The organism is Arthrobacter sp. Leaf141 (assembly GCF_001424565.1).
Lineage (GTDB): Bacteria > Actinomycetota > Actinomycetes > Actinomycetales > Micrococcaceae > Arthrobacter.
The window spans coordinates 66,281-77,986 of the sequence record NZ_LMOL01000011.1 but is presented as its reverse complement, the minus strand read 5'-3'; the positions used below and the strand labels follow the sequence as shown (position 1 = coordinate 77,986).

Sequence of the window (11,706 nt, the reverse complement as noted above, 5' to 3'; positions counted from 1 at the left end):
GCCTTGGAGCTCGATGGTCCGCTGGAGGTGTTCCGGGGTGATGGCGAAGCCGTCCGGCAGTTCACCGTCGTTCCTTCCCAGCTCGGGGCCAAGCGCCCGGCCGACGTCGAGCAGCACGCCCCTGGTGACGATCTTGGCGGCGGCAGTCTCGATGCCGGTCACCAGGTCGCCTTCGGAGGTGACGACGTCCCCGGCGGCGCGGCCGTTCCAGGCCTTGCCCTGGTCAAAGATGTGGCCCAGGCCGTCCCATTGGGTGGAGCACTGCAGCGGCATGGCGATCACGTCGTCCGCGCCGCCGAAGCCGTGCGGGAAGCCCTGGTTGCCGCGTTCGGCGTCCACTCCGGTGTCCGTCATGGTGTGGACGGGGTTTGTGCGGCGGCGCCAGCCCTTTTGCGGGCCGTTGGTGTCGAACGGCTGGGACAGCGAGAACGCCTCACCGGTCTTCACCAGTGCCGCGGCTTCGACGCGCTTGGCGGCGTCGATGAAGTTCAGGGTGCCCAGGACGTCGTCCTGGCCCCAGCGGCCCCAGTTGTTGTGGGCCGCTGCCATGGCGCGGATGCTGCCGAGCGGATCGTCACGCCGGATAACCGGGGAATCAGTTGATTCCCCGGTGCCGCTGGTTGGTGCTGTGTCCTGGGTGGTCACTTTACGCGTCACCTGGACGTCCTGTGGGTCGCCGAAGAACTTGGCGGGCACCAGCAGCGGTCCGGTGGGCAGGAAGCCGGGGGCGTTTTTGGCGCGGTACCAGTCCGAGCCGATAGCGGGCATGTCCTTGCGGAAGACGTATTCACGGGTGGTGATGTCGTTGACCATGGTGTAGCCGAAGACGTAGTCCAGGGCTTCCTCCGGGGTGACGCGGAATGCCGTCTTCCCGATCACCGCAGCGAGCTCCAGCTCCCAGTCGTGGGACTTGGAGTAGGACGGCAGGGTGAGGTCGTCCGTGGCGGAGGCGATCGCCGTCGGGAGGCCGATGAAGAAGTACGGCGTGCCCTGGCCTGCGCGCTTGTCCATCATGGCCGCGGTCTTGGCGCGCACTTCCTCTTCGTCCTCGCCGGGTTCGCGGTGGGCGGCGGCGAGGTCGATGACGTGCTTGCGCTAGTTCGCGCCGGTCTGCAGGACCTGGGCAGGTTCCACCGGTGCGAGGATTTCGACGTCGGCCAGGGCCAGGCCGGTGTCCTTGCCTGCGGCAGGACCCGGTCTTCAACCAGCAGGCCGGCGCGGGCCTTGCTGTCGCCGGCTTCCTGGAAGCGGATGAGTGCATAGGTTTCAGCCATGGTGTCTTAGCCCCGGCCCTGCTTGGCGTACGGGTTCAGGAGGGCTTCCTTCATCTCGGGGGAGGCGCCTTCCTCGGTGGCCGTGAAGCCTTCGGCCGGGGGGAAGGATTCGGTCATGGAGTGCGGCATGGCGCCGTTCTTGTAGAAGTTGTTGGAACCGAGCGAGGGCTTCCAGGTGTTGGCGTCCCAATCCGGGACGTAGTTGCGGTAGCCGCCGGAGTTCAGCTCCACCCGCAGGCCGGAGGGGTCGCGGAAGTAGAGGAAGTTCTGCTCGCCCACGCCGTGGATGGAGGGGCCGTATTCCATCGGGGTGCCATTTTCCATCATGACATCGGCGGTGCGGAGCAGGTCCTCGGTGGCGTCCACCCAGAAGGCGATGTGGTTGACGCGGCCGGCGCGGCTGGAGGTGTCCAGGACAACGCCGAGGTCGTGGGACTTTTCGTTGGTGGTCAGCACGGAGAACACGGTGATGGGTGCTTCGTCCAGGTCCACGAACGCCATGACGCGGAAACCGAGGGCCTCGTTGTACCACTTGGCGAAGCCGCGGACATCGGAGGATGCCACGGTGACGTGGTCAAGGAAGCGGGGGGCGGCGGCGTGGCTGCTGCGGCGCTCCGGGCGGTCCGGGTAGGTGGACTCGAAGCCGGGCTCGGCCACAAACTTTTCCACGTCGTAGAACAGGCGCATGTGGTGGCCGTAGGGGCCGGTGAACTCGTACGCCTTGCCGAAGCCGTGCCCGCCGGGCGTCCAGGTTCCCTGCACGCCGGTGGCTTCGATGCGCTCGGCGGCCGCTTCCAGGGCCGCCTGGGAGTTGGTGCGCCAGGCCATCCGGCCCAGGGACGCTTCCGGTCCTTCCGTGATGACCAGGCTGTAGCAGTAGTAGTCGCCCCAGCAGCGCAGGTAGACGTTGCCGTCCACGCGGTCGATGATGCGCATGCCGAACTTTTCCTCGTAGAACCGTGCCGAGGCTTCGACGTCCGGAGTAGTGATCTCGAGGTGGGCAAGATGGGAGAGCGGAGTTTCCACGGTGAAGTCCTTCTGTTACTGGCTGCTATCGGTTTGCTGCAGGTCCTGTAACAACTCTGAACCAGCCCATGTATCCGGGGAAGCGCAGTTTCGCTATGAGGACCATCCGCCGCATGAATACAGTCGCCCGGTCTCCAGCGAAGACCGCGGCGCCCCAACGTCCAGGTCATAACAAACGACAATGCCGGGCATCGAAGATCTCTATTTCCGCCACCAACCCCGGCTGGCTAGGTTGAATGTCATGTACCCCCGCACCAACGTTCAACTGTCTGCACAGGCCCGGCAAGATCCGAAGAGGACGTGGGCGACGCTCTCCCATCTCCAGGAACGCTGGAAGCGACGGATGTAGAAATCACGCTCACTCTCAACGGTGAAGTAAATGCAGAAGGAATGACGACGGACATGATCTTCGCCGTTTGGGCGGTTGATTTCGCACGCATCCCAGACCACGCCGTTGCTCCCCGTTGACCTTGGTTCTCACCGGCAGCCCGGCTGGAAACGGTGCGCGCCTTAAGGCTCCCCGATCCGCTGACGTCAATGCAGGGCTTGGGGACAATCAGCAACACCATACGCGGATTCCGGTTCGCTGACACTATCTTGTTGGCGTGGAAGCGTTCACGGAAACGGCCGCGACAGCGACAACGTAAAAGACTGATACGCAAGCGTATGCACAAAGAGGAGAGACGTTTTGACAAGTTACGAACAGTCCACAGAAGTGGTTTCGCCGCCGCCTCTTGACCCAGAATGCGCCACAATCTTGGCCAATATCCCGCCGTTTCCAACCCTCACGTTGGAGACCCTTCAGGCCGCGCGTCAGCCGCCGGCGGGCTACGAACCTCCCTCCGATGCGGTTTTGTCTCAAAACGGCGCTTTCACCATAGAGGAATGCACCATTCCCGGCGGAGCCGGGGCAGATATCAGCGTCGTGATTTGCACTCCCGCCCAGTCTGCCCCTCCCCGGCCAGCACTTTATCTGGTGCATGGGGGAGGGATGTTCAGCGGAACCGCAAGGCAAAGCATGCCCGCCTATATGCATCTTGCAGAAGCTCTGGGTCTGGTCATCGTGGCAGTTGAGTATCGACTGGCCCCCGAGACACCCTACCCGGGGCCTGTGGAGGACTGTGCCGCCGGCCTGGCCTGGACGTTTGAGAATGCGGAAAAACTGGGAATTGATGGCAATCGCGTCATTGTCCTGGGACAGAGTGCCGGCGGCGGACTGGCAGCCTCCCTCATTCTGCTCGCACGGGACCATGGGCACCGGATGCCTCTCGGGCTGATGCTGACTGCACCGATGCTGGATGATCGAAACAACACGGTCTCGGCATGGCAGATGGAGGGTATTGACACTTGGGGCCGCTCGCGCAACGAGGTCGGCTGGACTGCTCTCCTCGGTAGCCAGAGGGGAACGCCTGGAGTACCCCCGTACGCGGCGCCCGCCAGGGCGACTGATCTGTCCGGCCTGCCGCCCACGTTTTTGGATGTGGGGTCAGCGGAAACGTTTCGTGATGAAGTAGTGGAGTTCGCCAGCAAGATCTGGAAAAGCGGAGGGCAGGCCGAACTCCATGTATGGCCCGGCGGCTTCCATGGCTATGAACTGCTCGCACCAGCGGCGTCGATTTCGCGCGATACGCGGACCGCGCGGGAGGCGTGGCTGCGGCGCGTGTTGGCCGGGGGAAGCTCAACTAAAGCATGAGGCATCCTCGCCTTGGGAATAGCCCACACAATAGGGAATGCCGCGTTGCTCAAGGAGCAATGCGGCATTCTGTCTGCCCGGTCTCTCGTCCGACATGCTGTCAGGCTGGCGGGCGGCTGCCGTCAATGGCGGCGCGGATCCGTTCGGTGGCACTTCCAATGAGGTCGACGCCGGACGCGTCGCCAAGTGCCATGAGGTAGACAAGGCAATCGGCCAGTTCTGCCTGTATCCCTGGCCTCGTTTCGTCAGTGATGGGTTCATCGGCTGTAAATTGCAGCAGCGCAGCGATTGCTCCCACACGGCCAGCGAGTGCCAGCGTCAGATTGTGCGGCGTCTGCAAGGGGGACCATCCGTGCACGTCACTCAATTCACGGAAGGCAGCACGCAGTTCGTCCAGAGAAGTTCCGGGCACGATGAATTTTCCTGTCTTTTGCAGGGCCACGTTCATGTGGCCGGTTCACGCCTTTTACTCCCGCCCCCTCGCTGATGGGCAGGTACCGTGGACCAAACGGGAGAAGTTGGGCATTTCAGAATGTTTTCGCCGTTTCAGACGGGATGCGCCGCTAGAACGTCTCGATGTGCGCCCGTAGGTGGCTTCCGTCGTTGCTCAGCCAGCCTTTTCCAGCGGCGTACACGAGCATGTTGGCAAAGCGGTAGTTCCAGCCCATCCCGATCCGACCGGCGCATTCGCTTTTGATCCAGGACACGGAAACCATGACTTCCTGGCCCTCCAGTTTGCCTGCCGCTGTCGACTCAAGCAGCCGTGGGAGGCTGTCCTTGGCTGCAGTGGAGAGCATCACCTTGAAGCTGGTGCAATCGTCTGGTTCATCAAGCGCCACAGACCCTGGGCTGACGCGAACATGCATGGGATCTCCTTGGATCAACGGTTACCGGTGGTAAGTTCCACTATGCCGAGGGTCGGAGAATGTCCGGAAGACGAGCTTTTGGATAGCCGGTATCGCCTCTCGTTATGCCCGTAGGGTCAGGGGCGCGCCGAGTGTTGGTTGCCCGCCAGGAGATAGGAAGCCACCATGCCGGCCAGCTTCTCGGCGATCTGCGGCCAGTCGAAGTTTCCGCTGCCTTCCATGGTGCTGCCGAGGCCCAGCCGGCGCGCTACGACGCTGTAGACAACATTGAAGCTCCAGTCGACGTCGGTCTCGTGGAGGAACCCTTCGGGCCACTGGTTCAAGACGTCTGAGAAGTTTTTTGCCAGGACAGCATGCGACGCCGCGCCGCGGCTCGAGATCGTTTCGTCCTGGGTGGCACGCAGCATGAATGGCCGGAGAATATCCGCGTATCGGCGGAGGACCTCTATCGTGCGGTCGACAGCTGCCTGCGCCACTGATTCCAGTCCTGGATCCGGGCTGATCGACAAAGATTCGAAGAGATGGTTTGAGACGGCGTCGATGTCATCCATTTTTCGGCCGTGGGCTACGCGGATCAGTTCATCTTTGCTCTGAAACCGCGCGTAGATGGAACCGATGGATACGCCGGAAAGGCCACTGACATCAGCCAGAGTGAATTCATCGCTGCCCCGCTCTTGAAGCAGGGCCAGGGCCGCCTCGATCGTCTTTTCGAACGATTGGCGGCTCCTGGCCTGCTTGGGCTCACGGGACTTGGTGTCCGGAAGCGTCACAAGGTGATCCTACAGAGGATTCCTTCGTCTGCGGCATTCCTTGCCGCCCGCAGCTCCCAATCGCCGGCGGGAATGACCCAGCGGGACTTCGCTGTATCCCAGCGGCGGAAGCCGAGCGGGTCCGCTGTGATCCTTGCCCCGGCACTCGCACCGGCGGGCACATCCAGTGCTGTGAAGCCCATCAGTCGGAACCCTGTTCCGCCAGGTGCCTTGCCATAGAGCTGGACGATGTCCCGACCCGGCGACGTGCCAGTATTGCGGAGCGTGACGTGGACTTCCACGCCTTCCACCCCCGCAGCATTGTCGCCCCGACCAAGCGTGGGTGATGCCGGCAAGGCGTCAACTAGTTTGAATTCCGTATACCCGAGGCCGTAGCCGAACGGATATCGTGGGCTTCTTCCGGACGTTTCGAAATGACGGTAGCCCGCTGGTTCGCTGGCTGCGTAGTCCAGTGTCAGGTCAGCGTCCAAGCCTGTGCCCCAGCCGGGGATGTCCTCGTCTTGTTCGGGGAAGGATACCGGGAGCCGCCCGGAGGGTGCGGAGGCACCGGTCAGGACTGATGCAAGGGCGTGCCCGAACTCCTGCCCGGGGAACCAGACAATGACCAGACCCTTCACTTTCTCTGCCCAGGGCAGCAGCACTGCTCGGGAGGCGTTGACCACCACCACAGTTTCCGGGTTGACCGCTGCCACTGCTTCAACCAGGCGATCGCATGCAGGTTCCAGGGCTGCTGTCGTCCGGTCAGCGCTTTCGCGCGAGGATCCCTGCTCGTCGCCGACGACCAGAATGACCGTGTCCGCCCAGTCCGCAAGTTTGACGGCGTCCTGCAGGGGATCGGTGGTTTTTTCGGGTGTAGCGACGGCAGTGATGGCCTGCACCCTGCCGGGTTGGAATGCCGTCTCGACCGAAACCTCCACCTCGCCCGCGGGGAGGTCAAGGCTGATTTGGTGCGTTTCGGCCCTCGCGACAGCCCCCATGACATCGTCGGGGGCGGGAGGCGGGACTTCCAGCACGTGCCTGCCGTTGACGGTGAGGGTGCTGGTTCCCGTACCGCCGGCTCCGAGTGTCCAGCGCGCCGCGGCCTCCAGCTTCAGGCGGGCGGTGATACGGGCGCGGCCAGGAACGCCGGCGCCCAGGCCCGGTACCGATCCGAACCACACGAATGACGACGATTGCCGGACCTCGCTGTACAGGACGTCAGCGGCACCGTGGGCGGCAGGTGTGAGGATCTCGAGCAATGCCCCTGGTGTGCCGTCCGGCGCTGTGCTGCCGAGTTCGGTCAGTGGCAGGGGCGAGGACGGCTCGGCCCCCGCCTCGTATGCCACCTCCACGTCCGGTCCTACGGCATCCCGGATGGCATCCAGTGGCGTGACGACCTCGCCTTCGGGCCGGACGGTTGCGAAGGTGCCGCCCTGGAAGCAGGGCTTTGCGGCGTTGGGACCAACAACGGCCAACCTCCGGGTCCTAGCCAGATCCAGGGGCAGCACGTTATCCCTGTTCTCCAGCAGCACGAATGATGCAGCGGCAGCTCTGGTAAGGACATCGCGTTGCTCTGCAGACGTGAGGATGCGGGCAGGTTCGGGCGCCGTTCCTCCTGTACGGCGTCCGGTCCTGTCAGCGAGCCGGGTGATGCGTTCGACGGCGTCACGCAGCCGCGCTTCCGGAATGTCCCCGGCAACAACGGCGTCGGCGAACCGGTCGCCCAGAAACTTGGCCGGTCCTGGCATCTCCAAGTCCAGCCCCGCGGTGGCTGACGCGGTGGTGTCATCCACTCCAAACCAGTCCGAAACCACCACGCCGTCGTACTGCCAGTCGTCCTTGAGTATGCCGATCAGTTCCGCGTTCTGGGAGCAGTGTGTGCCATTGACCCTGTTGTAGGCCATCATCAGCATCCAGGGGTTTGCCGTACGAACTGCTGTTTCGAAGGGCCGCAGGTACGTCTCCCGCAGGACCGCCGGCTCAAGGCGCGAGTTCATCCGTCGCCGTTCGGTCTCCGTGTCGTTCGCCACGACATGCTTGGTGCAGGACCCGACGCCCTGGGACTGGACGCCCCGCACCCATGCGGCACCGAGCATACCTGTCAGGTACGGGTCCTCGGAGAACATCTCGAAGGCCCTCCCCGAGAGGGGAGAACGCGGAAGGTTAAGGTTCGGTCCGAGGACGACATTGACGCCTCGTTCCAGCCCCTGCTGGCCAATTAACTGTCCGACTTCGGACACCAGTTCCGGGTTCCACGTGGCGGCCAACGCCGTTCCGGACGGCATGATGAGGGAAGTGTCCCGTTCGTCCATGGTCTTGCTGACGATTCCGACGGGACCGTCGAGCAAGACCATCTCTTCGACGCCTGTCTCTTCGCTGCGCGTCATACTCCAACCGGTGCGGCCACCGGTTAATTGGGCACCACGGAGGCTGGAAACAGGCACCGCTTTCGCCGCAGTGCCTGCCACCGGACCAACGATCACCGGGCCGCGACCTTCTCAGGCCCAGCAACAGCATCCGAGGACTTCAACAGCGGCAGGACGCGTTCTGAGAAGAGCTGCATGGACTGCTCGGTGAAGCGGCGGCGTTCCTCGGTGAGGGGGCCGCCCATAAGGGCGAGGAGAACGTTGCCGATGCCCAGGTCAGCGTACTTTTGGAGTTCGGCGGCGACTGTCTCCGGGCTGCCGTACAGGCACCAGGTGCCTTTGTACCCTTCAGTACGGGCGTCCGGTGCCGGACGAAGGTTTACGCCGCTGATGGCTTCGGCCGCCTTGTTGGCTGCGTGCTCGCGCTCCACTGCTTCCTGGTACTGCTCCAGGATGATGTCCATCTCCTCGGCGGCCTGTTCGTCGGTTTCGGCGATGTGCACGTGCTGGTAGGAGTGCGTGGTCCATTCCAGTGCTGCCTTGACAGCCTCTTCGGAGTGGCCGGCAGCTTCGAGGGCGTTGCGGTAATTGGTGAAGTTCTTTTTCACGAACTCGAAAGCGTTGCCGCTGTCGATAACGGGGGGCGCGAAGGCGAGGATGAATGCAGGTTGGGCTTTCTTTGCAGCGCGTTCCACGCTGGAGGGGCGGGCTGCAACCGACATGACGCGGGGCTCCGGCTTGGTGTAAGGGGCCGGGACGATTCGGGACACAACCGATCCTCGGTAGTGGCCGTTGTCGAAGGTAACCGGCTCGTCACCGGGCTTCTTCGCCCATAGTTTTTCGGCGATTTCGAGGTTCTCGTTAGCGAGCCGTGAGCTGTCCTGGAAGTTCACCCCGAAGCCGATCATTTCTTCAGGGGTGGTTCCGCTGCCAACTCCGACCAGCAGCTTGCCGTCCGTCAACTGATCCAGCAGTGCCAGCCGCTCCGCGAACCGGACGGGGTGATGCAGGGCCAGCGTCTGAACGGAGAACCCGAAGTGCATGCGGTCCAGCTTTCCGGCCAGGTAAGCGGCGAACACGAACGGGTCGCTGGCGGGGGGAGCATAGCCAGTGAAGTGGTGGTCCGGCAGGAACACGGCGTCGAAACCCTTTTGTTCGGCGTCAATGGCGTGCTCCACCATGGCCTGCATCACCGGGCGGTCTTCCTCCGGGCTGCTGGAGCGGGAGGTGAGAAACAGGGAAAAGTGCATGGAAAACTCCTGGAAATTGGCGGTTTAGAGATTGGCAGGACGAGGGCGCTAAGCCACATGCGGTTCGGCAGCGGCATCGTCGCCCGTGGGGTTTACGGACAGAAATTCGGCGGGTGACACGGGTTCCAGTTGCGCGGCGGCCCTGCCAACGAGGCGTCGGAACCACTGGTGTCCCGGATCCCCCGACTTGGACGGATGCCACCAGGCGCACTCAACGAGGGTGGGAAGGCTGATGGGCAGTTGCATGATGCGTACGCCTGCTACGTCCGCCAACAGACGGGCCAAGCGCTCCTGGACCAGAGCAAGCCGGTCAGTACCCGCGACAGCGAAAGGAAGCATCAGAAAGGTGTCAACGATGACGTCGGTTTTCTCGCCCAGCTGGAGGTCATAGACGCGCCGGTCAGCGAGCGTGGAGGCCACCTCTACACCGAACAACCTCGCCCACCGAGCGTCCCGCATTTCCTCCACCGTGAGGGCGCGCCGGGGTGAATCCGCGCCCGTGACGCAAACCCAGTTGTCCGTGAACAGCTCGTTGTGCGGAAACCCGGAGAAGTGACCCTTGGGTATGAGCATCAGGTCCGCGTTCTGCAACGTCTCCTTGATACGATCCACGGCCAAGGGCGTGACAGCGTCAAAGTGCACCTGAACACCGGGGGCCTCCTCCTGCAGCATGGCCATGAGTTTTCCGGATAGCACCGTGAGGCAATAATCCGAAGTGATCACACGGAAACTCCTGGTCGAAGACGCTGGATCGAAGACCGCTTGGGCATCGAAGGTGCGTTCCACAAGGCGAAGGATCTCAGAGACATCCTCCTTGAGGACCTGCGCCAAGGGCGTGAGCTCATAGGCGGAGCCCACGCGGGTCAACAACTCGTCGTCGAACTGCCTTCGCAATCGCTGCAGTGAAGAACTCATCGCCGGCTGGCTGATCCCGATCCGTGCACCAGCCCGGGTAACGTTCCGCTCCTCGAGCAGCGCGTCGAGCGAGACGAGCAGGTTGAGGTCGGCTGTCAGCAAATTGACCATGTTCTTCTCCACGTTGAGGGGTTTGGTCTCATACGGCGTAACCCGAATTAGAATCTTGATACTAATTATGAGTCAGCCCACAGCTTCGGTCAATGAGCCCAGGTCTTGTGCTTACTTCGTTTGTTTCTTATTGCGGCCTCCGGCCTCCGATCCCGCCGCTGATCGCATGTGCAACTGACAAGAGTTGGTCCCGGCATTGGATGAGCCGCGAAGGTGATTCGGAGCCGGAAAATCCATTGAGGGTCAGCGTTACGGCTACCTGCCCTGAGGAGTCAAAAACCGGGGCGTGGAGTGATGTCACTCCCGCCGGGTCATCGATGGATGCCGGACCCGTTGATGCCGTCCGCTCCAGCAGCCTGGGGAGGACACCGCTAAGATCGGGAGCCGCGGTGTCACTTGGCACCGCAACCATCCGCTCGAACTCCGCCGCAGTCGCCTTACCAGCGGAGACTGCATAACCGGTTTCACGTACGTGCCGCAGCTCAGCATGGGCAACTTCGGGATCAACATGCCCCACGACGTTGCGGGCGTTGGTAATCCAGCGCGACTCGGCGGCCTCTCCGGCCCACGCCACATGAAGCGGGGCCAGGGGTGCCGCCAGGGGAAAGGAGACCCCTACCCGTGAAGGCGAGCCTACGGGAGAGCTAGCCATGCCCGCTGCGGTCAAAACGACAACTGAGTCATCGACTACGCCGCTGACCAGGACCTCAAGTTTGAGTGCCTCTGCAAGGGCCTCGATCTCAGGCCTGGCAACGTCTGCAGCTTTAACATGGCGCGTCAGCGCTGTTGCGGGGGAGATGATCGACGGAATGCTGAAGGAGCCGTAGCCGCCACGCAGGAATAGCAGTGGCAGATCTTTTGACTCGCCCACCCCGAGGGCTTTTACACGTCCGATGACGATGTCATGGTCCCCGGCGCGGATCACGTTTTCGATGTCGCAGTCGATCCAGGCAGCCGCCCCCTCAAGCTGCGGGCTACCGGAAGGTGTATCGGCCCAGGCATTGGCGCTGAAGCGGTCGTCGGCCTTGCGGGAAAACGCCCGGCAGACGTCCTGCTGGCCCGCGGTCAGGACGTTGGCGCAAAAGGAGCCGGCTTCCTGGATCTTGGGCCAGCTGGTGGAGCGGATATCGGGCATAAAGGCCACAAGGGGCGGGTCCAGTGATACGGAAGTGAAAGTACCGACCACCATGCCGACAGGTTCGTCCTCCCGGGCTGCCGTGATGAGCGTGACCCCCGTGGGGTACTGGCCAAGGACGTAACGGAACCTCGCCGGATTGTCCGGGCTTGTTTCCTGGGATTCAGCGGTGGAAGCAGGAATGGTCTGTGCCATCGGAAGCTCTCCTCTTCGTCGAGTTTTCATCAAGTAAACGCGCCGGGCATGAAGCTATGGAAATAGTTCCAAGGTATGCGGGCTATCGAGAATTCGAATGCATAATCCCATCGATCCAGGGCCGGG

General features: G+C 62.9%; 10 protein-coding genes and 1 pseudogene. 1 reads left to right on the top strand and 10 read right to left on the bottom strand.

Features of this window, described 5'->3' with window-relative positions; all coding sequences use genetic code 11:
- The 3 genes and pseudogenes from ASF72_RS09780 to ASF72_RS09770 all read right to left on the bottom strand — a co-directional run.
- On the bottom strand, positions 1 to 645 hold a 645-nt coding region (locus tag ASF72_RS09780; protein ID WP_235504700.1), incomplete at its 3' end, for a cyclase family protein.
- Between the two features lie 54 nt (positions 646 to 699).
- Positions 700 to 1,011, bottom strand: a pseudogene (locus ASF72_RS20985) (fumarylacetoacetate hydrolase family protein); the annotation flags it as partial.
- A gap of 269 nt (positions 1,012 to 1,280) precedes the next feature.
- Positions 1,281 to 2,300 (bottom strand): VOC family protein, encoded by a 1,020-nt coding sequence (locus tag ASF72_RS09770; RefSeq protein WP_056598400.1) that lies wholly within the window; start codon positions 2,298 to 2,300, stop codon positions 1,281 to 1,283.
- A gap of 688 nt (positions 2,301 to 2,988) precedes the next feature.
- Between ASF72_RS09770 and ASF72_RS09765 the strand changes: the two genes are divergently transcribed.
- The gene (locus ASF72_RS09765) at positions 2,989 to 3,993 is read left to right on the top strand and encodes an alpha/beta hydrolase (RefSeq protein ID WP_164468847.1); all 1,005 of its coding nucleotides are present in this window, start codon (positions 2,989 to 2,991) and stop codon (positions 3,991 to 3,993) included.
- 100 nt (positions 3,994 to 4,093) lie between these two features.
- Here the strand turns inward: ASF72_RS09765 and ASF72_RS09760 are convergent, their stop codons facing one another.
- The 7 genes from ASF72_RS09760 to ASF72_RS09730 form a co-directional block, all read right to left on the bottom strand.
- Entirely contained in the window at positions 4,094 to 4,441 is a 348-nt protein-coding gene (locus tag ASF72_RS09760) for a hypothetical protein (protein WP_056598397.1), read from the bottom strand.
- A 115-nt stretch (positions 4,442 to 4,556) separates the two neighbouring features.
- Positions 4,557 to 4,859, bottom strand: a complete 303-nt coding sequence (locus ASF72_RS09755) for a hypothetical protein (RefSeq protein ID WP_157370957.1) — start codon at positions 4,857 to 4,859, stop codon at positions 4,557 to 4,559.
- Positions 4,860 to 4,975: 116 nt separating this feature from the next.
- Positions 4,976 to 5,629, bottom strand: a complete 654-nt coding sequence (locus tag ASF72_RS09750) for a TetR/AcrR family transcriptional regulator (RefSeq protein ID WP_056598392.1) — start codon at positions 5,627 to 5,629, stop codon at positions 4,976 to 4,978.
- A complete protein-coding gene (locus ASF72_RS09745) occupies positions 5,626 to 7,995 on the bottom strand; it encodes a beta-glucosidase (protein ID WP_056598389.1) in 2,370 nt (789 codons plus the stop codon). Before ASF72_RS09745 ends, ASF72_RS09750 begins: the two co-directional genes overlap by 4 nt.
- Positions 7,996 to 8,087: 92 nt before the next feature.
- Positions 8,088 to 9,224: an LLM class flavin-dependent oxidoreductase gene (locus ASF72_RS09740; protein ID WP_056598387.1), complete on the bottom strand. Its 1,137-nt coding sequence runs from the start codon at positions 9,222 to 9,224 to the stop codon at positions 8,088 to 8,090.
- A 48-nt stretch (positions 9,225 to 9,272) separates the two neighbouring features.
- Positions 9,273 to 10,262: a LysR family transcriptional regulator gene (locus tag ASF72_RS09735; protein WP_157370956.1), complete on the bottom strand. Its 990-nt coding sequence runs from the start codon at positions 10,260 to 10,262 to the stop codon at positions 9,273 to 9,275.
- A gap of 115 nt (positions 10,263 to 10,377) precedes the next feature.
- Complete coding sequence (locus ASF72_RS09730) at positions 10,378 to 11,580, bottom strand: flavin reductase (RefSeq protein WP_056598381.1); 1,203 nt, start codon at positions 11,578 to 11,580, stop codon at positions 10,378 to 10,380.
- Between the last annotated feature and the right edge of the window lie 126 nt (positions 11,581 to 11,706).